This is a genomic window from Clostridium sp. (assembly GCF_029267215.1).
Lineage (GTDB): Bacteria > Bacillota > Clostridia > Clostridiales > Clostridiaceae > Sarcina.
The window spans coordinates 22,992-49,043 of the sequence record NZ_JARIDH010000016.1; the positions used below are offsets into that span (position 1 = coordinate 22,992).

Annotated in this window: 19 protein-coding genes, 4 tRNA genes and 1 other annotated feature; of the genes, 19 read left to right on the plus strand and 4 right to left on the minus strand. The window is 28.3% G+C overall.

The window, feature by feature from the left end:
- From malQ to Q1K13_RS01345, 8 genes are all read left to right on the plus strand, one after another.
- On the plus strand, nt 1–1,485 hold the full coding sequence (malQ, locus tag Q1K13_RS01310) for a 4-alpha-glucanotransferase (protein WP_300347086.1): 1,485 nt from the start codon (nt 1–3) through the stop codon (nt 1,483–1,485).
- Between the two features lies 1 nt (nt 1,486).
- Nucleotides 1,487–3,850: a glycogen/starch/alpha-glucan phosphorylase gene (locus Q1K13_RS01315; RefSeq protein ID WP_300347089.1), complete on the plus strand. Its 2,364-nt coding sequence runs from the start codon at nt 1,487–1,489 to the stop codon at nt 3,848–3,850.
- 234 nt (nt 3,851–4,084) lie between these two features.
- Nucleotides 4,085–6,103 carry an amylo-alpha-1,6-glucosidase gene (locus Q1K13_RS01320; protein ID WP_300347092.1) on the plus strand — a complete coding sequence of 673 codons (2,019 nt, stop codon included), beginning with the start codon at nt 4,085–4,087 and terminating at the stop codon, nt 6,101–6,103.
- A gap of 121 nt (nt 6,104–6,224) precedes the next feature.
- Nucleotides 6,225–7,070, plus strand: coding sequence for an AIM24 family protein (locus tag Q1K13_RS01325; RefSeq protein WP_300347094.1), 846 nt, complete (start codon nt 6,225–6,227; stop codon nt 7,068–7,070).
- Nucleotides 7,071–7,269: 199 nt separating this feature from the next.
- Nucleotides 7,270–7,572 (plus strand): YerC/YecD family TrpR-related protein, encoded by a 303-nt coding sequence (locus Q1K13_RS01330; RefSeq protein ID WP_300347096.1) that lies wholly within the window; start codon nt 7,270–7,272, stop codon nt 7,570–7,572.
- Nucleotides 7,573–7,649: 77 nt separating this feature from the next.
- On the plus strand, nt 7,650–7,967 hold the full coding sequence (locus tag Q1K13_RS01335; protein WP_300347098.1) for a DUF1540 domain-containing protein: 318 nt from the start codon (nt 7,650–7,652) through the stop codon (nt 7,965–7,967).
- Between the two features lie 157 nt (nt 7,968–8,124).
- Nucleotides 8,125–8,814 carry a response regulator gene (locus Q1K13_RS01340; protein ID WP_300347101.1) on the plus strand — a complete coding sequence of 230 codons (690 nt, stop codon included), beginning with the start codon at nt 8,125–8,127 and terminating at the stop codon, nt 8,812–8,814.
- Complete coding sequence (locus tag Q1K13_RS01345; protein ID WP_300347103.1) at nt 8,795–10,189, plus strand: sensor histidine kinase; 1,395 nt, start codon at nt 8,795–8,797, stop codon at nt 10,187–10,189. Before Q1K13_RS01340 ends, Q1K13_RS01345 begins: the two co-directional genes overlap by 20 nt.
- 126 nt (nt 10,190–10,315) lie before the next feature.
- Here the strand turns inward: Q1K13_RS01345 and Q1K13_RS01350 are convergent, their stop codons facing one another.
- Nucleotides 10,316–11,602 carry a DUF349 domain-containing protein gene (locus Q1K13_RS01350; protein WP_300347106.1) on the minus strand — a complete coding sequence of 429 codons (1,287 nt, stop codon included), beginning with the start codon at nt 11,600–11,602 and terminating at the stop codon, nt 10,316–10,318.
- Nucleotides 11,603–12,085: 483 nt separating this feature from the next.
- Here Q1K13_RS01350 and glmM point away from each other — a divergent pair, with 483 nt between their 5' ends.
- A complete protein-coding gene (gene glmM, locus Q1K13_RS01355; protein WP_300347108.1) occupies nt 12,086–13,432 on the plus strand; it encodes a phosphoglucosamine mutase in 1,347 nt (448 codons plus the stop codon).
- A gap of 190 nt (nt 13,433–13,622) precedes the next feature.
- Here the strand turns inward: glmM and Q1K13_RS01360 are convergent, their stop codons facing one another.
- The gene (locus Q1K13_RS01360; RefSeq protein ID WP_300347111.1) at nt 13,623–14,147 is read right to left on the minus strand and encodes a ferritin family protein; all 525 of its coding nucleotides are present in this window, start codon (nt 14,145–14,147) and stop codon (nt 13,623–13,625) included.
- Between the two features lie 753 nt (nt 14,148–14,900).
- Between Q1K13_RS01360 and glmS the strand changes: the two genes are divergently transcribed.
- From glmS to Q1K13_RS01385, 5 genes are all read left to right on the plus strand, one after another.
- Complete coding sequence (gene glmS, locus Q1K13_RS01365; RefSeq protein ID WP_300347113.1) at nt 14,901–16,733, plus strand: glutamine--fructose-6-phosphate transaminase (isomerizing); 1,833 nt, start codon at nt 14,901–14,903, stop codon at nt 16,731–16,733.
- Nucleotides 16,734–16,752: 19 nt separating this feature from the next.
- On the plus strand, nt 16,753–16,923 hold the full coding sequence (locus tag Q1K13_RS01370; protein ID WP_300347114.1) for a hypothetical protein: 171 nt from the start codon (nt 16,753–16,755) through the stop codon (nt 16,921–16,923).
- Nucleotides 16,924–17,300: 377 nt separating this feature from the next.
- Complete coding sequence (locus Q1K13_RS01375; RefSeq protein WP_300347115.1) at nt 17,301–18,113, plus strand: class I SAM-dependent methyltransferase; 813 nt, start codon at nt 17,301–17,303, stop codon at nt 18,111–18,113.
- A 342-nt stretch (nt 18,114–18,455) separates the two neighbouring features.
- Nucleotides 18,456–19,031 carry a 5-formyltetrahydrofolate cyclo-ligase gene (locus Q1K13_RS01380; RefSeq protein ID WP_300347118.1) on the plus strand — a complete coding sequence of 192 codons (576 nt, stop codon included), beginning with the start codon at nt 18,456–18,458 and terminating at the stop codon, nt 19,029–19,031.
- A gap of 157 nt (nt 19,032–19,188) precedes the next feature.
- The gene (locus Q1K13_RS01385; protein WP_300347119.1) at nt 19,189–20,883 is read left to right on the plus strand and encodes a M3 family oligoendopeptidase; all 1,695 of its coding nucleotides are present in this window, start codon (nt 19,189–19,191) and stop codon (nt 20,881–20,883) included.
- Between the two features lie 89 nt (nt 20,884–20,972).
- Here Q1K13_RS01385 and thrS read toward each other — a convergent pair whose 3' ends face one another.
- A complete protein-coding gene (gene thrS / locus Q1K13_RS01390) occupies nt 20,973–22,904 on the minus strand; it encodes a threonine--tRNA ligase (RefSeq protein WP_300347120.1) in 1,932 nt (643 codons plus the stop codon).
- Between the two features lie 71 nt (nt 22,905–22,975).
- Nucleotides 22,976–23,185 (minus strand) — a binding site (T-box leader).
- 262 nt (nt 23,186–23,447) lie between these two features.
- On the opposite strand from thrS, the gene Q1K13_RS01395 reads away from it, so the two are divergent.
- The 5 genes from Q1K13_RS01395 to Q1K13_RS01415 all read left to right on the plus strand — a co-directional run bounded on the left by Q1K13_RS01395 (nt 23,448) and on the right by Q1K13_RS01415 (nt 25,510).
- A tRNA-Leu gene (locus Q1K13_RS01395) sits at nt 23,448–23,531 on the plus strand.
- 7 nt (nt 23,532–23,538) lie between these two features.
- Nucleotides 23,539–23,612, plus strand: a tRNA-Gly gene (locus Q1K13_RS01400).
- A 27-nt stretch (nt 23,613–23,639) separates the two neighbouring features.
- A tRNA-Gly gene (locus Q1K13_RS01405) sits at nt 23,640–23,714 on the plus strand.
- Nucleotides 23,715–23,717: 3 nt separating this feature from the next.
- A tRNA-Gly gene (locus tag Q1K13_RS01410) sits at nt 23,718–23,791 on the plus strand.
- A 264-nt stretch (nt 23,792–24,055) separates the two neighbouring features.
- The gene (locus Q1K13_RS01415; protein WP_300347122.1) at nt 24,056–25,510 is read left to right on the plus strand and encodes an SGNH/GDSL hydrolase family protein; all 1,455 of its coding nucleotides are present in this window, start codon (nt 24,056–24,058) and stop codon (nt 25,508–25,510) included.
- 134 nt (nt 25,511–25,644) lie between these two features.
- Here Q1K13_RS01415 and Q1K13_RS01420 read toward each other — a convergent pair whose 3' ends face one another.
- Nucleotides 25,645–26,049: an HNH endonuclease signature motif containing protein gene (locus Q1K13_RS01420; protein ID WP_300347123.1), complete on the minus strand. Its 405-nt coding sequence runs from the start codon at nt 26,047–26,049 to the stop codon at nt 25,645–25,647.
- Between the last annotated feature and the right edge of the window lie 3 nt (nt 26,050–26,052).

Genomic DNA, 26,052 nt, shown 5'->3' on the forward strand with positions numbered 1-26,052 from the left:
ATGAGAAGAGCAAGTGGAATTATAATGCATATTGCTTCCTTACCTGGGAAGTATGGAATAGGTACTTTTGGTAAGGAAGCATTTAAGTTTGTAGATTTTTTAAAGAAATCTGGACAAAGATACTGGCAGATACTGCCTTTAGGACCAACAAGTTATGGTGATTCACCATATCAATCATTTTCAGCTTTTGCAGGAAATCCTTATTTTATAGATTTTGATATTTTAAATGAAGAAGGGTTGCTTGAGAAAAGAGATTATGATGGTATCAATTTTGGAAACGATTCTGAAAAAATTGATTATGCATTGATATTTGATAAAAAGATGAGAGTGTTAAAAATAGCATATGAAAATTCTTTAGATAAAAGTAAAGAAGAAATAGTAAAATTCAGAGAAGAAAATAAACTTTGGATTGAAGATTATGCACTTTATATGGCAATAAAAAATGAAAATGATTTGATTAGCTGGCAAGACTGGGATGAAAAAATTAAATTAAGAGAGGAAAAAACTCTTGAAGAATGTAAAGTTAGATTAGCTAAGGAAATTGATTATTGGGTATTCTTACAATATCACTTCTACAAACAATGGGGTGAATTAAAAGAGTATGCAAATAAATTAGGAATAAAGATAATAGGAGATATGCCTATATATGTAGCAGAGGATAGTGCAGATGTTTGGGCTAATCCAAAAGCATTTTTATTAGATGAAAATAATGTTCCTAAAAAAGTTGCTGGATGTCCACCAGATGCTTTCTCAGAAACAGGTCAATTATGGGGAAATCCAATTTATGATTGGAAGTACATGGATGATACTGGATATACTTGGTGGATTGATAGAGTAAGAGAAAGTTTTAAACTTTATGATGTTTTAAGAATAGATCACTTCAGAGGATTTGAAGCTTATTGGCAAATACCATATGGAGATAAGACTGCAGTAAATGGAGAGTGGGTTAAAGGACCTGGAATTAAACTATTTAATGCAATAAAAGATGAGTTAGGAGAGATTAATGTAATTGCAGAAGACTTAGGATACTTAACTCAGGAAGTTATAGATTTTAGAGATGAAACTGGCTTCCCAGGAATGAAAGTTTTACAATTTGCTTTTGATTCAAGAGAAGAGAGTGATTATCTTCCACATAATTATCCAGTAAATTCAATAGCATACACTGGAACTCATGATAATGATACTTTCAGAGGATGGTTTGAAGTTACAGGTAACAGGGAAGATGTTGAATATTCTAAAAAATATTTAAAACTTAATGAAGAAGAAGGGTATAACTGGGGATTCATCAGAGGAGTTTGGAGCAGTGTATCACATACTGCCATAGCTTTAATGCAAGATTTCTTAAATCTAGGAAATGAAGCTAGAATAAACTTCCCATCAACTTTAGGTGGAAACTGGGAGTGGAGAGTTAAAGAGGGTGCTTTAACTGATGAATTAGCAGAGAAAATATATGATATAACAAAATTATATGGAAGGGTGAACTAGAATGAATAAAGAACAAATTAAGAGAGGGATTGAAAGATATCTTAAAGTAAAATATGGAAAGAGTTCAATAAAAGATGCTAAGGATTTTGAGGTGTTTAATGCACTATCTTTAACTCTTTTAGAAAATATAGTTGATGATTGGAATAAAACAGAAAAACTTTATGAGGAACAAAAAAATGCTTATTATTTCTCAGCTGAGTTTTTAATGGGTAGAGCATTAGGAAACAATTTAATAAGCTTAGGTCTTTATAATGAAGTTAAAGAAGTTTTAGATGAATTAGGATTTGATCTAAATAAAATTGAAGAAATAGAAGAGGATGCTGGATTAGGAAATGGTGGTCTAGGAAGACTAGCAGCTTGTTTTATGGATTCAGGAGCTTCTTTAGAAGTACCTTTAAAAGGTTATGGAATTAGATATAATAATGGTTTATTTAAACAATACTTTGAAGATGGATTCCAAAAAGAAGAAGTTGATAGTTGGTTAAAATATGGAGAACCATGGAGCATAAGAAAAGAAGATGAATGTGTAACTGTTGATTTTGCTGATATGACAGTTAAAGCTATTCCTTATGATACTCCAATCATTGGATATGCTAGCAAAAATGTTAATACATTAAGATTATGGAAATGTGAACCTCTTAAAGAATTTGATTTCAACTTATTTAATGAACAGAAATATGATGAAGCATTAGAACTTAAAAATAGAGCAGAGGATATATCAAGAGTTTTATATCCGAATGATTCAAATAGAGAAGGTAAATTATTAAGATTAAGACAACAATATTTCTTAGTAAGTGCTTCATTAAAAGATATAGTAAGAAAGCATAAAGCTACATTTGGAACAATAACTACTAAATTTGGAGAGTTACATGCAGTTCAATTAAATGACACTCATCCAGTTTTAGCTATACCAGAGCTTATAAGAATTCTTGTAGATGAAGAAGGATTTACTTTTGAGGAAGCTTACGAAGTAGCAACTCATACTTTTGCTTATACAAACCATACTATATTAGCAGAAGCATTAGAAAAGTGGGATGTTGATTTAATAGAGGAATTATTCCCAAGAATATTAGAAATAATTGAAAAAATAGATGCAGAATTTATAGTTTGTTTAGATGAAAAAGGATACTCAGAAGAAGCTATAGAAGAATTTAGAATAGTTAATGGTGGACAAGTTAGAATGGCTAACTTAGCTATCCATGTTGGATTTGCTGTAAATGGTGTTGCTAAGTTACACACAGATATATTAAAAGATATCGAGTTAAAGAATTGGTATGAATTATATCCAGAGAAATTCCAAAACAAAACAAATGGAATAACTCCAAGAAGATGGTTAAGATTATGTAACCAAGAATTATCAGCTTTAATTACTGAACTTTTAGGAAGTGAAGATTGGGTTAAAAACTTAGATTTATTAAAAGGTTTAGAAAAGTATAAAGATGATGAAGAAGTATTAAGAAGATTCATGGCTATAAAACATACTAAGAAAGAACAATTAGCTAAATACATCTTAGAGCATGAAGGTGTTGAATTAGATCCAAATTCAATCTTTGATATTCAAATTAAGAGACTACATGAGTATAAGAGACAATTATTAAATACTTTATACATCTTAGATTTATACCATAGATTAAAAGAAAATCCAGATATGGATATACCAAAAGTAACATTCATATATGGAGCTAAAGCTTTCCCAGGATATAAGAGAGCTAAATCAATAGTTAAGTTAACTAACGAAGTTGCTAAACTTATAAATAATGATGAAGAGATAGACGGAAAAATAAAAGTTGTATTTGTAGAAAACTACAGAGTTTCATATGCTGAAAAATTATTCCCAGCAGCAGATGTTTCAAAACAAATATCAACAGCTGGTAAAGAAGCATCAGGAACAGGTAACATGAAATTCATGTTAAACGGAGCACCTACATTTGGTACTAATGATGGAGCTAACGTTGAAATAGTTAAAGAAAGTGGAGCTTGCAACAACTTCATATTCGGATTAGAAGTTGAAGAAATAGAAGAGTTAAAAGGAAACTATAACCCAGTAGCTTACTATGAAGCTGATAAAGATTTAAAGAAAGTTTTAGATACATTAGTTGATGGAACATTTGATGATGGTGGTACTGGTAATTTTGAAGATCTTTACAACTCATTATTAAAAGAGGGAGATCAATACTTCCTATTAGCAGATTTCAAATCATTTAAAGATACTGAAGATAAAGTGTTTGAAGCTTATAAAGATGAGATGAAATGGGCTAAGATGGCATTCGAGAATACTTGCAATGCTGGAATGTTCTCAAGTGATAGAACAATAAAGCAATATTGTGATGAAATATGGGGAATTAAGAAATGTACTAACAAATAGTTAGAATATTAGAGGCTTACTAAATTAAGCTTTAAGATTAGGCTATCATCTAGATGGATTTTGAAAACTTAAATTATTTTTATGAAGAAGGTTTAAGTTCTAAAATCCTTCAAGGTGATAGCTATAATTTTTGTGGTTATATTTTAAAAAGTATTGATTTTAGAATGGTTCTAAGTAATTAGATGGAATCAATATTGAGAAAAGTAGAGTCTAGTTAATAAGGGGTGTTTATTTATGAAATTTGGTAAGAAAGATTGGCTCGATTATGAAAGAGGGATAGAAAAGGAATGGATGCTTACTAATGGCATAAGCGGTTTCTGTGGAGGAACTTTTATTGGTGCTAATTGTAGAAAGTATCAAGGATTATTATTAGCCTGTACAAATTCACCAGAGGAAAGATATATGATTCTTTCTAATTTAAATGAAGAGATTAATATTGGTGGAAAAATTCATCAATTAAGTTCATGCAAATATATAAATGAAACTGTGGATGGATTTAAAAATTTACAAGGTTTTTATTATGACGGATTACCTCATTTTAGATTTTTTGTGGATGGAGTAGTTGTAAATAAAAAAGTTTCAATGGATTATGAGAAAAATACTGTAGTTATTCAGTATGACATATTAAATGGAAGTAAAGAAACAAAGTTAAATATAGAGCCTCTATTCACATTTAGAAATCCAGGAATATGCAGTGGGGATGAGAATTTAGAATTTAAAACATCAATAAAAGATGAGGAAATTGAGCTTATTCCAAAGCTTAGAGAAGATATTAAAATTAGATTATTAACATATGGTGGAAAGGTGGTAAATAAAGGTTCTAAAATTGTGGATAAAATTTACTATGATGTGGATAAAAGCACAGGAGATAAGTATGTGGATAAATGTTATGTTCCATCAACTATTGAAGTATGTTTAAAACCACATGAAAAAAAGAAGGTTTATTTACTTTGTACTATTGAAAATGATAAAGAGTTTAATTGCGAAGAAATAATTGAAAGAGAAGAAGAGAGAATTAGAAAGCTTAGAAATACTTTTGATGATGATAGAGTGTTAGCTAAATATCTTCCTATAGCAGCAGATCAGTTTATAGTAAATAGAGAATCTATAAATGGTAAAACAATTCTTGCAGGATATCCATGGTTCTTAGATTGGGGAAGAGATGCAATGATTGCTATTAATGGATTAACTTTGTCAACTGGTAGATTAGAGGATGCTAAGGATATTATAAAAAGTTTTAGTCTTTATGAGAAAAATGGATTAATTCCAAATATGTTCCCAGGAGAGGGACAAGAACCTATTTATAATACTGTTGATGCTTCATTATGGTTTATAAATGCTGTTTATAATTATTTATTATATGCAAATAGTGAAGAGGCTTTGAATTTTGTTAAAAATGAAATCTATGGAACTATTAAAAATATTATAAAAGCATATAAAGAAGGAACAGAGTTCTCAATAAAAATGGATGAAAAAGATTCTTTAATAAATGCAGGTTCTGGATTAGATCAAGTTACTTGGATGGATGTTAGAGTAAATGGAATAGTTGTAACTCCAAGACATGGTAAACCAGTTGAAATTAATGCTTTATGGTATAACGCCTTAAAGATTGCCGCTTTATTAAAAGATAAATTTGAAAAGGAAGAAGTAAATGAGTACGAGGAATTATCAGAGAAGGTTAAGGAATCTTTCATTAAGAAATTCTGGAATGAAGATGAAAAATGTCTTTATGATGTTATAAATGATGAAGAGAGTGATGGAAGTATAAGACCTAATCAAATCTGGGCTGTTTCATTACCATTTACAATGTTAGATAGAAAACAAGAGAAATATATTGTGGAAAAAGTATTTGAAGAATTATATACTCCATATGGATTAAGAAGTTTAAGTAGAGATCATAAGGATTATCATGGTATTTACATTGGAAAGCTTTTTGATAGAGATATGGCTTATCATCAAGGAACAACTTGGGGATTTCCACTTGGAGGATTCTTCACAGCATACTGTAAAGTGAATGATTATTCTAAAGAGTCTGTGGAATTAGTAGATAACTTAATGAAGGATATGGAGGATCATATTAAGGATCAATGTTTAGGAAGTATTGCAGAGATTTTTGATGGTGATAATCCCTTTAAAGCTAGAGGATGTTATGCTCAAGCTTGGAGTGTTGGTGAGATGCTTAGAGTTTACTATGAAGATATTTTAGGAAATAAGAAGAAATTAGAAAAGGCCCACAAAGATTTATTTATATAGATTAATATTTATAAAAAGCTAGAGCATTATAAAACTCTAGCTTTTAAACTTTTCTTCACAATTAAATAAGATATTTTAGGATATAATGTATAAAAGAACTATTAGAAAGGGGTTTTAAAATATGAGAACTTCATTAAAAATAGAAAATGAATTAAAATTAATATCAGAAATGAGAGGAGAATCTGTATTTCAGGTTTTAGAATATGATAGTTTAAAGGGTGGGGATTCTTTAGAACTTGCTATAAAGTTAAATCAAATGAGAGAAGCTAATATAAAATTAAGACAGGTTAGAATAATTTTAGATGAGAGTTCTGTGAAAATTGAAAAAGGTTCTTTAAGTTACATGAGAGGATCTATAAATATGCAAAATAAAATTGGTGGACCTTTAGGACTTGGTAAAAAGTTTTTTTCAAGTAAGGTTACAGGAGAGAGTACTTTTAAACCTAAGTACGATGGAACAGGTGAAATATTTTTAGAGCCTTCATTTGGTCACTATGCATTGATAGAACTTGAAAATGAGGAGATAGTAGTGGATGATAGTATGTTTTATGCTTGTGAAAGTAGCGTTGAAGTAGGTGCTTACATGAATAAATCAGTTTCATCTGTTATGTTTGGAAATGAGGGAATATTTCAAACTAAGCTTTCAGGAGAAGGGATTGTAGTTTTAGAAATACCAGTGCCTGAATCAGAAATATTTAAATGTAAAATAAATAATGACGTTTTAAAAGTAGATGGTAATTTTGCTGTTTTAAGAACTGGAGATATAGAGTTTACAGTAGAAAAGTCATCTAAATCTTTGGTATCTACAGTGACTGGTGGAGAGGGGCTTTTAAATGTATTTAGAGGTACAGGGGAAGTATGGCTTATTCCAACTAAATCAGTTTATGAGAAATTAGAACATGGATGGGATTCCTTAAGACCATTAACTAATCCTGGTGGAAGTTCTAATACTCGTGTTGATGATTAATTAGTTTAGATTAATATTAAATTAAATTTAAATCCTTTGTTTTATAAGTTTCAACTTATTTTTTAGAAAGGTTTTGGGAGTTCACTTATTTATTATAAAGAAGTATAATTAAGGTATCTAGTATACAGAAAATACTACATTAATAAGGGTAGTATGTTTTATAGAGGTAATAAATAGTGACAAAAGGAGAAAGATTGGTATGAGCGGACTTAAGTCTAAATTAAAGAGTAAGGATTTAGATTTTTTATTTGAGGCTATTTTAAAGTTAGAAGATATAGATGAATGTTATAATTTCTTTGAGGATATATGTACAATATCAGAATTAAAGGCTTTAGCACAGAGATTACATGTAGCTAAGATGCTTAGAGAGAAGAAAACATATACTGAAATTGCAGAGGATACTAAAGCATCAACCGCTACAATAAGTAGAGTGAATAGATGTTTAAATTACGGTGCTGATGGATATAACATAATTTTAGATAGAATGGAAAAAACTAAGTAATAAATCTTTATTAGAGAATAAGAGAATATAAAAAGTAGCATACTATATTTGATTAAATAATAAAGGAGTGATATAGTATGCCTAATTTAAATTGTGGAGTAGGAAACTGTGCATATAATCAAGGAGGTTTATGTTCACTTAATTCAGTAAAGGTTAATGGTTCATTTGCAAATAGTGTAGGATCTACTTGTTGTGGAAGTTTTGTTGAAAAAGGTGGATTTACAAATGCAGTTGAAAATATGGGACCTGCAGATTTAGCTACTGATGTAGCTTGTGAAGCAGAAAAATGCTGTCACAATGAAAATTGTAAGTGTCATGCTCATAGCATAGATATTTCAGGAGATTATGCACAAAGTCAAGAAAATACACAATGTTCAAGTTTTGAATCTAAATAAATAATATTAACTTTGCTAATTTAAAAAGAAGGCTAGATATATAGCCTTCTTTTTTATAGTTAATAAAATAGCTTAAAAATCTACATATTATTTATATATTTTTTATGTATAAATAATATATAAGGAAAAAATTTAAGCAATAATAGAGGTGAAATTTTTGAATATATTATTAGTTGATGATGAAGAGAAGATAGTTGAAGTTATAGAGGCATATTTAAAGAAAGAAGGGTTTGAAGTATTTTCATGTAGTAATGGAAAAGATGCTTTAAATATTTTTAATAACAATAAAATAGATTTAATACTTTTAGACCTTATGTTACCTGATTTAAGTGGAGAAGAGGTATGTAAGGTTATAAGAGAGAAAAGCTGTGTTCCAATAATAATGATAACAGCAAAAACAGAAGAAGATGATTTGTTAGAAGGATTTGATATTGGAGCTGATGATTATGTTACAAAACCTTTTAGTGTTAAACAATTAATTGCCAGAATAAAAGCACTTTTAAGAAGAGCTACTAATTGTGATAAAGAAGGGGAAATATTGGTTTTTAATGATGGAGAATTAAAAATTAATTTAGAAACAAGAGAAGTATGGGTAAGAGGGAAACTAATTACTTTAACTTCAACTGAATTTAATATACTTATGTGTTTAAGCAAATATCCTAAAAAAATATTCACAAGGGATGAAATTATAGAACTTGTTTTAGGAGATAAAAATGATAGTTTTGATAGGGTTATAGACTCTCATATAAAAAATTTAAGAAGTAAAATAGAAGAAAATAGTAGAAAACCTAAGTTTATTATGACTGTATATGGGGTGGGGTATAAATTTGAAGGTAAGAAGATATAAAAGTTTAAATTATAAGGTAATAGTTCCTTCGGTTATTTTAATATCTATAACAATAATTTTAGCTGTTGTTTTCTCAAAATATTACTTTGACAAAAAATTTGGAAATTATATAATGGTTAAAAATCAAAATACTGTTCAAAATATTTTGATAGAAATAAGTGATCAATATTTTAATGGTAAGTGGGACTATAACAATGTAGAAAATATAGGATATAATGCCTTGAATAAAGGGGTTATAGTTGCTTTGTCAGATGAAAATGGTAAAGAGATAATGGATATAGAGAAAAATTCAAAAGATAAATGCAACAAGGTAATGACTTATATAAAGAATTCTATGGAAGGAAAATATGGATCAACAACAAGTCAATTTGAACCTATTTATTATCCTATAATGAAAAATGGAGAAAAAATAGGAACAGCTAGAGTAAAGTTTTATGGTCCTATATTTTATATGACAAATGAGCTTGTATTTTTGGACATAGTAAACAAAATGCTTGTTGGTATAGGAGGACTTCTTATATTAGCCTTTATTTTTATGGGGTTAATAATATCAAAATCCATAACAAAACCTATAAAGAAGCTTAAAACAAAAGCTAAATACATAGCAAGTGGAGATTATGATAGGAAATTAAATATAGAAACAGATATTTTAGAAATAAATGATTTAGTAGATTCCATAAATAATCTTTCTCAAAATATAAAAGAACAAGAAAACATAAGAAAAAGGCTTACTGGAGATATATCACATGAGCTAAAAACACCTTTGACAAATATACAGTCTCATTTAGAGGCTATGATAGATGGTGTATGGGAGCCAACAGAAGAAAGGCTTGCAAGTGTTAAGGAAGAGGCAGAGAGGCTTACATGCTTAGTTAGTGATATGCAGAAACTTAATAAGTATGATGAGTATTCAATGAGACTAAAAAAAGTTCAGAGTAATTTAGGAGATATAATTTCTTTTGTAGTATTTCAATTTTCTAATTTAGCTAAAACTAAGAATATAGAAATTAAATATGAAAAAAAAGATATAGAGATAAACTGCGATAAGGATAAGATAACTCAGGCTTTAATAAATATTCTTTCAAATGCTATTAGGTATTCAAATGAAGGGGGAACTATTTATATAGATGAAACAGTTGAGAAAAATAAAGTGCTTATTTCTGTGGAAGATAAGGGGATTGGAATATCAGAAGATGATTTAAAATATGTTTTTGAAAGATTTTATAGGGCAGATAAATCAAGAACAAGAGCCACTGGAGGGACTGGAATTGGGTTAACCATAGTTAAATCAATAGTTTCAGCACATGGTGGTGAAATTTATGTTAAAAGTAAGTTAGGGGAAGGAAGTAAGTTTACAATAATATTACCTAAATAAGATTTTATAGAAACTCTATACAAAATTAAGTAGGTCTTATGGGATAGCTAAAATCAACACTATATTAAATCAGAACCTACAGAAAAAAAGAAGTATCAAAACTGATGTCTTGATACTTTTTATATTTTATAAGCTATTTAATTCATTTCTTATAGATTGCATTTCACCTTGAACTTCTCTAACTTTAGCTTTATTATTTTCTATTCTACCTTTGATATCCTCAATGATTTCTTGGTATTTTTCTATAGTTTCTAAAGAATTGTTTCCAGGTCTAACATTGAATAATCTATTAGTGAAGTCAGAAAGTCTTTCTTCGTCTTGATCTATATATTTCTTTAACTTCTTAACAAACTCATCTTTATTTTTAAGTAATCCATTTAAGAAATCCTTTTGTTTGTTAGCTCTTTTAGAATTTACTTCATCAAAAAACTCTTGTCTTTTTGCATAGAAGACATCTCTAGCCTCTTTAAATTCATTAATAAGTTTTTCATTTTCTTCTTTACCACAGAAACCTATTTTGAAGAACTCATCGCTGATTTCTTTAACTTTAGAAGACGCTTCTTTCCAGCTATCATTTTCATATAATTTCTTTAAATCTTCAATAAGGGCAGTTCTTTTTTCTATATTAACCTTATTTTCAGCTTTTAAAGCATCGAAGAATTCTTGTCTTTTTGAGAAGAATAAATCCTTAGCTTCTTTATAGCCTTTTGAAATTTCTTCATTTCCTTCTTTACCTGAGAAACCTATTCCTTTGAATTCCTCGCAAAGAGCTGTAAACTTTTCAGTTGCTTCTTTCCAGTTTTCATTATTAACTAAGCCTTTTAATTCATCTATTATTTCTCTTTTTCTATTAGCTTTATTAACGAAATCTTCTTTAAGATTTTCCATAGCAGCCTTTCTAGTTGACTGTGCCATTTCTCTAGCTTCTTTAAATTCATTGAATAGTTCATTGTTAATTTTACCAGCAAATCCTATAGCGTAAAATTCCTCAGATAAAGATTTAGAAACCATATCACAAGCTTTAATATCTTCGTTATAAACTAAAGCTTTAAATCTATTTATAACATCTCTTTTCTTATCAGCATTAGCTTTAAATTCTTCATTAGCCTTTTCAAAGAATGTTTTTCTAGCTTCAAAGAATTCATTCTTAGCGTCTCTTAAATCTTTTTTTAGAGCATTCTCAGCTTCTTGATCATAGTAGTAAATATTATTAAACTCTTCTAAAAGTGCATTAAATTCATTGTTTGCTTCTTTCCAATTTTGTGCGTTTTTAGCTAAGTCCTTAATTTTTTCTATTACCTCTTTTTTTCTTTTACAAGAATTTTCTTCTTCAGCAGCTAATGCCTTTGCAAAATCTTCAGAATCTGTTGAAGTTTTAGTTTCATCTATGTAATTAGATTCATTAGTTGTCATTACAATTATCCCCTTTCTTTATATAAACTCAATTAATATTTTAAGGCGTAATGGGAGTTATGTCCATAATTAAAATGTTTTCACGATTATTTATGTAAGATATATAGAATTATAATATTGCTAGATATATTTATGAACATAAAACACAATACTTTTCTCTAATTTCAAGTATATGCGAATATTTAATAGATATTATATTAATTTAAGAAAAAATACGATTTTTTTTGTTAAAAGTATATTAATAAAGTTTTGATAAAATATCATATTTTAAAAATAATATTTTAGTAATAAATCTTATTTATTACTATGATAGTATATAAAATATCCATAAAAATGGAGAAATTTAAGAGTTTTAATGACTAATATTTGACAAAAATTATTACATACAGTATTCTTTGAATGTATAAAAAGTAGTAATTTTAGTAACAAAAAAGAGAGAAATTTAATTAAAATATATTAAGAATATTAGAGGGGTGACATAAATTGTCAAGATTATTTGGAACAGATGGAGTTAGAGGAATTGCAAATACTGAGTTAACAGCTGAGTTAGCATACAATTTAGGAAGAGCAGGAGCTTTTGTTTTAACAGAGGGAACTCACAAACCTAAAATATTAGTTGCTAAGGATACTAGAATATCAGGAGATATGTTAGAGGCTGCATTAGTATCTGGAATATTATCAGTTGGTGCCGAGGCTATTTGTTTAGGAGTAATACCAACACCAGCAGTAGCTCATTTAACAAGAGAATATGGAGCAGATGCAGGGGTTATGATATCAGCTTCTCATAACCCAGTAGAATATAATGGAATAAAATTCTTTGATGATAAAGGATATAAATTATCAGATGAGTTAGAAGATGAGATTCAAAGAACTATAGAAAATGGATTTGAAAATGTACCATCACCAACAGGGGCTAACTTAGGAAGAGCCGTGGTAGAGAAAGCTGCATTAGAAGACTATGTTGACTTTGCTAAGAATACAGTTGGTATTTCATTAGAGGGATTAAGAATAGCTTTAGACTGTGCTAATGGTGCTTCACATGAAACTTCTGTTAAAGCCTTCAGAGAGTTAGGTGCAGAAATATATGTAATAAATGATAATCCAGATGGAACAAACATAAATGAGAAATGTGGATCAACTCATCCAGAAGAATTAATGGAGTATGTTGTTAAGAAAAACTGTCATATGGGATTTGCTTTTGATGGAGATGCTGATAGATGTTTAGCAGTTGATGAAAAAGGAAATTTAGTTGATGGAGATTTCATATTAACTATATGTGCTAAGTACTTAAAAGAGTTAGGAAGATTAAAGGATGATACTTTAGTTGTTACTGTAATGAGTAACTTAGGATTAATGATAGCTTGTGAAAATGAAAAAATAAACACATCTATAACTAAGGTTGGAGATAGATATGTTTTAGAAGAAATGTTAGCTAAAGGATACAATTTAGGTGGAGAACAATCAGGTCATATTATTTTCTTAGAACATAATACAACTGGAGATGGATTAGTAACTGCACTTCAAGTCGCTAGCATAGTTAAGAGAACTGGAAAATCTTTAGGTGAGTTAAAAGAGATAATGAAGGTATTACCTCAAGTATTAGTAAATGCTAAGGTTCCAAATAACATGAAAAATATACACAATGAAGATGAAGAAATAATGGCTGAAATTAAGAAAATGGAAGCTAAATTAGATGGATGTGGAAGAGTTTTAATAAGACCATCAGGTACTGAGCCATTAGTAAGAGTAATGCTTGAAGGAGAAAATCAATCTGAAATAGATGAAATGGCTCACAACTTAGCTAAAATGATAGAAGATAAATGTAACTAATTTAAGATAATAAAATTTGATTTATTTATATAAAAAGAGGGCGGTATAATGTCTATACACTCCCTCTTTATTTATTACTTTAAAAATTATGCTCTGTTTTAAACACTCTCTTAAAACATAGTCAAAAGTTAAAAGTTATTTAAGAAATATATTTTAACTAAGTATTTATGATAATTAATGAAAAGTGAATTTATTTTTCTTCTATTGGACCATAGTTATCAGAATCTAATCTCATAATTGCAAGAGTTAATTCTTCAACATGTTCCTTTTCATCTTTAGCGATTTCTTTAAGCATTTTAGTAATTTCTTTATCATCTACTTGTGTAATTAGATAATCATAAAGAAGTATTGCCTCGTATTCTCCTTTAATATCTTCTCTTATTTTATTAAGTATTTTGTATGCAGTAAGTTTTTTATTTTCATGATATGTTTTCTTTAATGGTTTATCCTTAATTTCTACATGTTCCATAGCCTCTAAATAAACTTCAAATTCTTCTTTATCATATTTTCTAAGAGCCTCTAAAAACATTCCATAATGTCTTTTCTCATCTTCCATTATATGATGGAGTAATTCTTTGATTTCTGCTATAGGAATATCGTCAATATGTTTACTATAACCATTAATAGCTACTATTTCAGAAATAAGAGCTTCTCTTAAAAAACCTTGGATGTTTAAAGCTTTTCCTTGTGGTTGAGCTGAGGTTGTATAACTCATAATAAATCTCCTTAAAATATTTATATACTTTTATAATATGATTTTTAGTTTATAGAGTTACTGTGAACTACTTACTACTTATCTTAGTTTGAGGTTTTAGAATTACCTAAGATTTAGTTAAAGGAATTTAAATATTTTTATTAATAAGTTGAATTTTATATAGAGTGGTTAGGGGGAATTAAATATAATAAAATTTTAAAGAGCAAATGAGCTCTATTAAAATTGAAGGAAATTAAATATAAAAAATCTTTTTTGAAATGGGGATAATTTTAATTTTTTTGAATAGAAAGGATATAGATGTCTATACAACTATACATTAATATGATAAATGAAAGAAATATAGAGGTATAGACAGATATTTAAAAATAATTCAAAAAAACTAGAAAAAATCAAATGAAATAGATTAAAATAGCTTTTAAAACGTTGAAAAATATTTTGTAGGTGATAGAATAAGCTTGTAGAATTTTTAAAAGTTGATGCATAGAATATATTAAACTTTCAAAATGAAAAATTAAGCGCCAGAACTTAAAGCTAATATTCAATTTATAGTTTAAGTTGACGAGGATGGGGAGTATCGAAAATTTCGGCGGATGCCCCACGGTATAGCACTACCGTAAAAGAATTAGTTAAAACTTAGAAGTAATTCTAAGGACAAAGCTATTTGGGTGTTAAAACCTTCTATGCATTTTAGAGATTTATATTAAACTTATTTTGAAAGTGTAAATTTAAAAAAGTGGAAGGAAGAAATATAATATGTGCGGAATAGTAGGATATGTAGGAAATAAACAAGCAACAGATATATTAGTTGAAGGATTATCAAAGTTAGAATATAGAGGATATGATTCAGCGGGAGTTGCTGTTTTAGAAAATGAAAAAATTAAGGCTGAAAAGCATAAAGGAAGACTTGCTAATTTAGAAAGTATGTTAGAAAAAAATCCAATAAATGGAGTTATAGGAATTGGGCATACTAGATGGGCTACTCATGGTGAACCATCAGATGTTAATTCACATCCTCATATGAATGGTAAAGAAACAATAGCTGTGGTTCATAATGGAATTATTGAAAACTATAATGAACTAAGAAATTGGTTAGTTGAAAAAGGATATACTTTTAAATCAGAAACAGATACAGAGGTAATTCCTAATTTAATAGATTTTTATTATAAAGGGGATTTACTAGAGGCTGTTATGGAAGCTTCTAAAAAATTAGAAGGTTCATATGCTATTGGCGTTATATGTAACAATGAACCAGAAAAATTAGTTGCAGTGAGAAAAGATAGCCCACTAATAGTTGGATTAGGAGAAGGAGAATTCTTCATAGCTTCTGATATACCAGCTGTATTAAACCACACAAGAGAAGTTTATCTTTTAGAAGATAAAGAATTTGTTGTTATAACAAATGATGGAGTAAGTCTTTTTGATGAAGAAAAGAATCCAATTGAAAAAGAAGTTTATCATATAACTTGGAATGTTGATGCTGCTGAAAAAGGTGGATATGAAGATTTCATGTTAAAAGAAATAAATGAACAGCCAAAAGCTATAAAAGATACTATGACATCAAGAATTATGGAAGGCAAAGAAGTAACTTTAGATGATATATCAATAACTAAGGAATACTTAGATAATGTTGATAGAGTATATATAGTAGCTTGTGGAACAGCTTATCATGCTGGAGTAATTGGAAAGTATGCAATAGAAAAATTAGTTAGAATACCAGTTGAAGTTGATATAGCTTCAGAATTTAGATATAGAGATGCTGTTATCACAGAAAAAACTTTAATAATAGTATTAAGCCAATCAGGAGAAACTGCCGATACTTTAGCTGTATTAAGAGATGGACAGGCTAAGGGTGCAAGAGTATTGGCTATAACAAATGTTGTTGGAAGTTCAGTTTCAAGAGAAGCAGATGATGTTTTATATACATGGGCTGGTCCTGAGATTGCAGTTGCATCAACAAAGGCATATGTAACTCAGTTAATAGCTATGTATACAGTAGCCTTATATTTTGCAGAGTTAAAGGGTACTAAATCAAGTGTTGAAATAGAAGAAATTAAGAAAGCTATGCTAGAGTTACCAGAGAAAGTTTCTAAAATTCTTGAAAACACAGAGTTAATAAAAGAGTTTGCAGAAAAGGCTTCTAAAGAAAGAGATTTATACTTCTTAGGAAGAGGAATGGATTATGGAGTAGCAATGGAAGGATCTTTAAAATTAAAAGAGATTTCTTACATTCACTCAGAAGCATATGCAGGTGGAGAACTTAAACATGGTCCAATAGCTCTTATTGAGAAAGGTGTTCCAGTAATATCTTTATTAACTCAGAGAGAGCTTGTTGATAAGATGATAAGTAACGTACAGGAAGTTGTTACAAGAGGTGCGGAAGTTTTAGGAGTATGTTTTAAAGGAGATATGGAAGAAAGTAAGAGAGCTATGTTCCAAGGATTAATAGAAATACCTGAAACAATGAGCTTATTATCACCAGTATTAAGTGTTGTACCATTACAATTATTCTCATATTATGTGGCAAAAGCAAAAGGTTTTGATGTAGATAAACCACGTAATCTAGCTAAATCAGTAACTGTTGAATAAGCAGAAGGGGGCTTTTATTATGAATAATGAGAATTTATTAAAAATGTTAGAAGAATATAAAGAAACGAAAAAATGTCTTGAATCAGGATTAAACTGGTTAAAAGATAAGGATTATGCTAAAGGTAAATTAGAAATTGTTAATGTAATTATTAAAGATCTTGAATCTATGTTAGAAGTTCAAAGAGCGTAGTTCATTTTATAGAATCTTAAAATTTTTTAGATCTTATTTATATATGTGTTTATGAGAAAGTGTTAATATTCCTAAAATTAGGATATTAACACTTTTTTATTTTAGTTTATGTTTTAAGAGTGTGTTTTAACTATCTTATAAGCAATGCTTATTAAGATGATTAAAAAGTTCTATATAAAATCAATACTAGGTTTAAAATAGAGCCTAAATAAAAAAACATTATTATATAAATTTATAAATATTTTAATTAGAAAATATTAATATAAAGTATGTATGCTAATAAATATATTGAAAAATAGAAGTTATTGAAGTATAATACTTTCGCTAAACCCTTAGAATATAAGGAAAAAGCTAATATTATTTGGTGAGGTATTACTGTGGATAAAATTAAAGAGAATAAGGATTTTAATGATAAAAGTGTTTGTGTAAATGAAAATGAAGAGGCATGGAATAAAGAAACTTATAATGCTTGGGTAAAAAGGTTTGGAACTTCTAAAGAAGCTGCAGAAAAAATAAAAAGTATGCCTGAGAAAAAGTTAAATGTATTGTTAGATAAATTTGGTGATGTAAAAGGCAAAAAAATATTTAATCTTATGGGGTCAAATGGTAATAAGGCTGTAGCATTAGCTTTACTGGGGGCTCAGGTTACTGTGGTTGATTTTTCTGAAGGAAATAAGAGATATGCATTAGACTTAGCAAAGGCTTGTGGAGTTGAAATAAACTATATTTTAAGTGATGTTTTAAATATGCCAGAGGAAGTTATCACTGGAAATTATGATATTGTTTTTGCAGAGATGGGAATACTTCATTATTTCTCAGATTTAGCTCCTTTTATTGAAGTTATGAGTGATTTATTAAAAGAAGGTGGAAAGGCAGTAATAAGAGATTTTCATCCTGTTTCAACAAAACTTATAACATCAAGAGGAACTACGGCTAAGGTTAGAAAGCATAAGGTAACAGGAGATTATTTTGATACTTCATTAGAAGAGAAGGAGGTTGCTTATTCAAAATACTTAGATAAGGGTGAAGTGGAAAAAGTATATCTTCGTAAGTGGAATTTAGGTGAGATAGTTACATCAGTGGCAAGTTCAGGATTAAAAATTGAGAGCTTAACTGAGGAACCTAATTTATCAAGTGAAGTATTTGATAAAGGTATTCCAAAGACTTTTACAATTGTAGCAACTAAATAAATATAAAAGGACTTTTTATAGATTAATGGCGTGAAACATAGTGGCTTTATGCCAGAGGAAAAAAAGTAAGAGAAAGACTTTTGAATGTCTATTAGTAAAAATAATAGTAATATAAATTTAATAGTTAAATATAAATTAAAAATAAAGTAGTATTAATTTAAAATAATTAAATTATGATTTTGGATCTGTTTTAAACCAATGTTGATTTTAGATATAATTGCTTATTAAGTAGCTCTAAATATATAGATAAAATAAACATTTTAATAAAACAGATCTAATTTTTTATATGGTATTGAAATATATTATATGGTAAAATTATCTAAAATATTGGGAGGGTTTTTTATGGATAAAGGAGAATTAAGAAGAGAGATTAAACATAAAAGAGAGATTTTTCATAAGGAACTAAAAAATGAAGCTGATAGAAAAATAAGAGAAGCTCTTTTTAAAAGTGATGTTTTTAGAAATAGTAAGACTGTTTTCATATATGTAAATATGGATTTAGAAGTTAATACAGTTGAAATAATAAGAGAATTAATAAAATTAAATAAAGTAGTAGCAGTTCCAAAAGTTATCCCTATAAATAAAAAAGAAATACAAATGAAAGCATTAAAAATAGATTCATTATTACAATTAAATGAAAGTGGGGCCTATGGTATTTTAGAACCTAGCATTGACTGTGAGGATATTAGTGAAGAGGTTGATTTAATTATAATACCTGGTTTAGCTTTTGATATAAATGGTAATAGATTAGGATATGGTGGAGGATTTTATGATAGATTTTTAAGTAAATATCCTAATAGTAAAAGAGTAGCTTTATGTTATGATTTTCAGATTTTAGATGAGATTCCACATGAATTTTTTGATGAGAAAGTTCAAACTATAATAAGCGATAAAAGAATAATAGAATTAAAATATTAATCATAAACCTATGATTTAAAAAGGGAATTATTTTAAATCATAGATTAAATTATTATGTGATTATATAAATGTTAATATTAAATATAAATTATTGATAATAAGTTTTTTATATGCAAAAATTATATTAAGGATATTTGTAAAACAAGGGGGTTAAAAAATGAAATTTAAAGATTTTAAGTATGAAAGACCAAATATTAATGAATGTGGTAAGAGAATAAATTCCCTTATTGAAAATTTAAAAAAAGCTAAGGATTTCGAAGAGGTTAAACTTATTATTGCCAAAATCAATAAGATTAGAAATCATGTAGTAACAATGAGTTGTTTAGCAATGGCTAGACATACTATTAATACTGAAGATGAGTTTTATAATGAAGAAAGTGAATTTTGGGATGAAAATTCACCATTAGTAAATGAAATAAATAATAATTTTTATGATGCTTTATTAAATTCTAAGTTTAAAGAAGAAATAAGCAAATATTATGGAGAGCCTTTAATAAAAGGAGCTGAGTTTGCTAAGAAATGTTTCTCAAAAGATGTAATAGAAGATATGAAGCTTGAAAATAAATTAGCTAGCCAATATCAAAAGCTTATTGCATCAGCTAAAATAGAATTTCATGGAGAAGAAAGAACATTAGCACAATTAACTCCTTTTGTGACATCATCAGATAGAGATGTTAGAAAAAGAGCATCAGAGGCTAAGTTTAAATTCTTCGTTGAAAATGAAGATGAAATAGATAGAATATTTGATGAACTAGTAAAGGTAAGAACAAAAATTGCTAAGAAGCTTGGATACAATAATTTTGTTGAATTAGGTTATATGAGAATGAATAGATTTGATTATAACAAAGAGATGGTTAAAAACTTTAGAAAACAAGTCGAAGAGTATATTGTTCCAATAAATAATAGATTGTATGAAAGACAGGCTAAGAGATTAGGTCTTGATAAATTAAGTTATTATGATGAAAAGTTTGAATTTTTAAGTGGTAATCCAACTCCAAAGGGAGATTCAGAGTGGATAGTTAATAATGCTAAAACAATGTATTCTGAACTTTCAGAAGAAACTAAGGAATTCTTTAACTTTATGGTTGATAATGAATTAATGGATTTATTAGCTAAAAAAGGAAAAGCAGCAGGTGGATATTGTGAAAGTTTCCCAGAATATAAGAGCCCATTTATATTTTCAAACTTTAATGGAACAGCAGGGGATGTAGATGTTCTTACACATGAAGCAGGTCATGCCTTCCAATGTTATAGAAGTTCATGGATTGAAATGTTAGAATGTCAGTGGCCAACTATGGAAAGTTGTGAAATACATTCCATGAGTATGGAATTCTTTGCTTGGCCTTGGATGAATTTATTCTTTAAAGAAGAGGCGGACAAATATAGATTCTATCATTTAGGATCAGCTGTTAAATTTATACCATATGGAATAACAGTTGATGAATTCCAACACTTTGTATATGAAAATCCAGAAGCTACTCCAAAAGAGAGAAAAGATGCTTGGAGAAGAATAGAGAAAAAATATCTTCCTCATAAAAATTATGAAGAGTGTGATTTCCTAGAAAGAGGAGGCTGGTGGTTCCAACAAAATCATATATTCCTATCACCATTTTATTATATTGACTACACATTAGCTCAAATATGTGCACTTCAATTTTGGAAAAAAGATAGAGAAAATCATGAAAAGGCATGGAAAGATTATTTAAATCTTTGTAATGTAGGTGGAACAAAAACATTCTTAGGATTAGTTGATTATGCAAATTTAAAATCACCATTTGAAAATGGCTGTGTAGAGAGTGTAGTTGGAGAAGTTGATAAATATTTAAGTAATATAGACGATAGTAAGTTTTAATATAAGGTTATTTTTTAAGAAATTGTTTAAAACAAAGCTTAATAAAAAAAAGAACTTGGATTGTTTTCCAAGTTCTTTTTTTATAAATTTTAGTGTTCTTTATTAGCTATTTCAAGTACAATTCTGTTTATGAAGTCAGCTAAAGGCATAGCACCTTCTTCGCCGTTCTTTCTGCTTCTTACAGAAACTTCTTTATTTTCAGCTTCTTTTTCTCCAACAACTAAGATATAAGGAGTTCTTTCTAATCTAGCTTCTCTTATTTTGTATCCTATTTTTTCAGCTCTGTGGTCAGCTTCAACTCTAACGCCTCTTCTTCTTAATTCTTCAACAACTTCGTTGGCATAATCAGCATATTTGTCAGATAGAGGAAGAACTTTTGCTTGAACTGGAGCTATCCAAGTTGGAAGAGCACCTGCATATTTTTCTATAAGCATTGCTAATGTTCTTTCATAACATCCTATTGAACTTCTGTGAATGATGTAAGGACGTTTTTTCTCTCCATCTTTATCAATGTAGTACATTCCAAATCTTTCAGCTAAAGCGAAGTCAATTTGAACTGTGATAATTGTATCTTCTTTACCATGAACGTTTTTGAATTGGATATCAAGTTTTGGTCCATAGAAAGCAGCTTCATCATCAGCTTCAGTGAAATCTATATTTAAGTGATTTAATATCTCTCTCATGATGTTTTGAGTATTTTCCCAAGCTTCAGGATTGTTTATATATTTCTCAGTGTTATTTGGGTCCCATTTTGAGAATCTGTAAGTAATATCATCAGAAATTCCTAAAGTATTCATAACATATTTGATTAAATCAACAGTATTTTTAAATTCATCTTCTAATTGCTCTGGAGTACATACTATATGTCCATCAGCAAGAGTGAATTGTCTTACTCTGATAAGACCATGCATTTCTCCTGAAGATTCATTTCTAAATAGAGTAGAAGTTTCAGCAAATCTTACAGGTAAATCTCTATAACTGTGTTGAGTTGAATTATAGATTGCATATTGGAATGGGCAAGTCATAGGTCTTAAAGCAAATACTTCGCTATCATGTTCTTCATCACCTAAAACGAACATGCCATCTTTATAGTGATCCCAGTGTCCTGAAATTTTGTAAAGATCACTTTTAGCCATTAAAGGAGTTTTAGTTAAAACATATCCTCTTCTTTGTTCTTCGTCTTCTATCCATCTTTGAAGAGTTTGGATTATTCTAGCTCCTTTTGGCATTAATAGAGGAAGACCTTGACCTACGTTCTCATCAGTTGTGAATATTCCTAATTCTCTTCCTAATTTATTATGATCTCTTTTTTTAGCTTCTTCTAAAGCTTCTAGATAAGCATCTAATTCTGATCTTTTAGGGAATGCAGTACCATATACTCTTGAAAGCATTTTATTTTTTTCATTACCTTTCCAGTAAGCACCAGTACATCTTAATAATTTAAAAGCTTTTATTGGTTTTAAAGCCATTAAATGAGGACCTGCACATAAGTCTGTAAAATCTCCTATTTGGTAGAATGAAATTACCTCATCTTCTGGAAGATCGTTTATAAGTTCAACTTTATAAGGCTCATCCTTCATAAGTTCTAAAGCTTCATTTCTTGGAAGTTCAAATCTTTTTATTTCTGGATTTTCTTTTATTATATTCTTCATTTCAGCTTCTAATTTGTTTAATTCATCAGCTGTGAATGGTTTCTCTGTATCAAAGTCATAATAGAATCCATTATCTATTGAAGGTCCTATAGCTAATTTATCTTCAGGGAATAATCTTTTAACAGCATAAGCTAATACGTGAGAAGCTGTGTGGTTAAAAGCATGTTGTCCTTCGTTAGAATCAAAAGTGCATATAGCTAACTCACAATCTTCATTAACTTTGAATCTTAAATCCTCAACTTTTCCATTTATTAATCCACAACATGCGTTTCTAGCTAATCCTTGGCTTATGCCTTGAGCTATTTCAAATATTGAAAGTCCAGCTTCAACTTCTTTAACTGAACCGTCTTTTAAAGTAATTTTTATCATATTAATTGCTCCTTTCATTTGATTGATATTTATTCATATAAAATAAAAAACTCTCATCTCTTTTCAAATCGAAAAGGGACGAGAGTGTATATTCCCGTGGTTCCACCCAAATTGTACTTTATAAAAGTACCACTTTACTTAATCGGTAACGTGATTAAAACGGACTTTATTAGAGTCACTCAGAGGTAGTTTTCAACTAATTCCATTTAAAAGTACTCACAGCTACTATACTTTCTCTCTGAAAATGTACCGAAGTTTACTCTTCTCTTCAACGTATTAATTATATAATATATACTTCTGATTATAAGTTTATTGTATTTACATGTCAATGGATATTATGACGAAAAGGAAGTTATTTATAGAATAGATTTAAATATTAAATTTATTTTTGTATTTTTTTAAAGGTATTATTTTTTATTCTTATTTAAGAATATTATATTTTGAAAATTTATAATATGTTATTATTAATTAGATTTTATAAAAAATAATATTAAAATACTTGAAATATAAATTGAAAATAAGTATAATAAAAGAGTAGTTTTTGCAGATGTGGCGGAATTGGCAGACGCACTAGACTTAGGATCTAGCGCCTTAGGCGTGGGGGTTCGACTCCCTTCATCTGCACCAAACTTAAGCGGGTGTAGTTCAATGGTAGAACACCAGCCTTCCAAGCTGGATACCCGGGTTCGATTCCCGGTACCCGCTCCATTTTTGAAAATTTAAAATTTATATTCTGCGGGAGTGACTCAATGGTAGAGTGTCACCTTGCCAAGGTGAAAGTTGCGGGTTCGAGTCCCGTCTTCCGCTCCATATGCGGGTGTAGTTCAATGGTAGAACACCAGCCTTCCAAGCTGGATACCCGGGTTCGATTCCCGGTACCCGCTCCACAAAAAGCAACTGATTAATTTCAGTTGCTTTTTTTATAATTAAAGATATTTATGAAAGAGTTATTTTAATATGAGTATTAATAGATTTTTAGAAGATTAATACTTTTTCTATAAAATGTATTTTACAAAATTTAAAAAATGTAACATATAAATAAAAGTAAATGAATAAATATATAATTAGGAATTAAATTAAGATTTTTAATAGATAATTAAGAGTATAAGTTTTATTATATGTGAAGTAAGATAATTTGGGGGAATTATTTTATGTGTAAAAAAATATTTGAGAAAGAGTTTAAAATAAATTTAAAAGAAGAATATTATGCTAAATACATGAAAAATAGTATTGCTAAAGATTTTTTTGAAAGTGGAAAATTTTTAAGTGAAATATTTGAAGGAAAAGAAGAGGTAAGCATTGTTTTTGCAGGTGACAGTATAACACATGGACCATTTCATACTAATGGATATAGGAGTTATTCAGAATATTTTAAAGAGATAGTTAGAAGAGAAAGAATTGATGGAAGAGTTAATAAAATTAGAAATACTGGGGTTTCAGGGGCAACTACTGATGATATAGTAAAAAATTTTAAAACTTGGATTGAAGTTTATGAACCAGAGGTTGTTTTTTTAATGATAGGAATGAATGATTCTGCTTTTGAAAAGGTTAATTTGGAAAGATATGAAGAAAATTTAAAGTATTTAATTAATAGAATTAGAAAAATTGGAGCTATTCCAATATTACAAACAAGTAATACAATAAAGTTTGATGAATCTAGAGATTCTTTAAATAGATATATGAATATTGTTAGGAAATTATCTAAAACTGAGAATGTTTTTATAATAGATCACTATAATAAGTGGGTTGAACTTGAAAAGAAAGATAATGAAATAAGAAAAAAACTTTTAAATGATTCAATACATCCAAATGAATTTGGACATTTAGAATTTATAAAATATATATTAAAATCTTTAAATTACAATAACTATAACATTTTAAATGTTAATTGGGATTTGAAGTTTATGCATAATAATAATTTTCATAGGGAGTTAAATGAGCATTTAGGTATAGATTCATCAGAAATATTATCTATGAATAGTGAAATAAAGAAAACTTTTCTTGAAAAAATAATAAAAGAAGAAGGAACATGGGTGTTTTTAGGAGAAGAATACAAAGTAGAGAAAAATGAACCTATTAATTTTAAAAATTATGTTGAGTATATAGAGGAAAGAATTAGATGGGAGTTAAGCTCTAATATTCCAAATGGTAAAGAAAGATACGTCATAGATTTAACCAAGAAAGATTTTTTGAATAAGGAAAAGTTTAGTGATTTAGAAAATTTACTTAAAAAGTATAATTGTAAGGTTATGATATTAAACATAAATTTAGTAGATTTAGATAAGAATTTTAATAGAAGATTGAATGACTTTTTTAAAAAAGTAAGTAGTTTAGGAATAGTACCTTTATTAAATTTAATTAGATTTCATGAGGTATCTAAGAAGGAATCAGGTATTATTGGAAATTTATTATATGAAAATAAAGGGATAATTATAGACTCTTATGGTTTGTTTTTAAATAAATTTAGTAAAGAGTATTTAGATAATAATATTATATCAAATAATATGTTTTTAACTTCTTTTGGAAATATTGAATTAGCTAGATTGATATTAGAAGAGTTAAATCTTTATGATAAGGATAGTATTTTAGAAAAATTATATAATTAATTTAGGTTAACTAATCATGGAAAATTCTTAAGTATTATATAATTGGTTATTAATTCACTATAATTTAAGTAAGAAAAAAGGGCGTGTATCAAAATAAGTTTATTATTATATTTGATAAAGCCCTTTAATTTTTATTATAAACAATTTATCGCTCTTTGTAATATAAAATCTTCTATATATTCTTCTGAATAAATTTTTCTTCCCATAAGGTTAAATATTAAATCTTCTCTTGAAAATCCTTCTTTGTAAAGTTTAAGATTTTTAGTAAGTTTTTTTAATGAACCTGGAGTAAGACCTAGTATTTCTTTTACCTCATTTCCAGGATAAAAATTTTTCTTAAAAAGCTCATTTAAATTATTTTGCATTTCTAATTTGTAGTTTAAATCAACAATCTTATCCTTATGAGGACCATTTTTTGAGCGGTGGTGTTTTTTGCATAAATATTTATAATTTAGTTTAAAATCTAGACCACCTTCTGATTTATGAACTATGTGGTGAACATCTGCATAATCACCACAAATTTCACAATAATAATACATATA

Coding starts and splice junctions, on each gene's coding strand:
- Q1K13_RS01360 (WP_300347111.1), bottom strand. CDS start 14,147: ATGAGTTATACAACCTCAGCTCAACCACAAGGAAAAGCTTTAAACATC.
- glmS (WP_300347113.1), top strand. CDS start 14,901: ATGTGCGGAATAGTAGGATATGTAGGAAATAAACAAGCAACAGATATA.
- Q1K13_RS01315 (WP_300347089.1), top strand. CDS start 1,487: ATGAATAAAGAACAAATTAAGAGAGGGATTGAAAGATATCTTAAAGTA.
- thrS (WP_300347120.1), bottom strand. CDS start 22,904: ATGATAAAAATTACTTTAAAAGACGGTTCAGTTAAAGAAGTTGAAGCT.
- Q1K13_RS01385 (WP_300347119.1), top strand. CDS start 19,189: ATGAAATTTAAAGATTTTAAGTATGAAAGACCAAATATTAATGAATGT.
- Q1K13_RS01325 (WP_300347094.1), top strand. CDS start 6,225: ATGAGAACTTCATTAAAAATAGAAAATGAATTAAAATTAATATCAGAA.
- Q1K13_RS01320 (WP_300347092.1), top strand. CDS start 4,085: ATGAAATTTGGTAAGAAAGATTGGCTCGATTATGAAAGAGGGATAGAA.
- Q1K13_RS01420 (WP_300347123.1), bottom strand. CDS start 26,049: ATGTATTATTATTGTGAAATTTGTGGTGATTATGCAGATGTTCACCAC.
- Q1K13_RS01330 (WP_300347096.1), top strand. CDS start 7,270: ATGAGCGGACTTAAGTCTAAATTAAAGAGTAAGGATTTAGATTTTTTA.
- Q1K13_RS01415 (WP_300347122.1), top strand. CDS start 24,056: ATGTGTAAAAAAATATTTGAGAAAGAGTTTAAAATAAATTTAAAAGAA.
- Q1K13_RS01370 (WP_300347114.1), top strand. CDS start 16,753: ATGAATAATGAGAATTTATTAAAAATGTTAGAAGAATATAAAGAAACG.
- malQ (WP_300347086.1), top strand. CDS start 1: ATGAGAAGAGCAAGTGGAATTATAATGCATATTGCTTCCTTACCTGGG.
- Q1K13_RS01350 (WP_300347106.1), bottom strand. CDS start 11,602: ATGACAACTAATGAATCTAATTACATAGATGAAACTAAAACTTCAACA.
- Q1K13_RS01380 (WP_300347118.1), top strand. CDS start 18,456: ATGGATAAAGGAGAATTAAGAAGAGAGATTAAACATAAAAGAGAGATT.
- Q1K13_RS01335 (WP_300347098.1), top strand. CDS start 7,650: ATGCCTAATTTAAATTGTGGAGTAGGAAACTGTGCATATAATCAAGGA.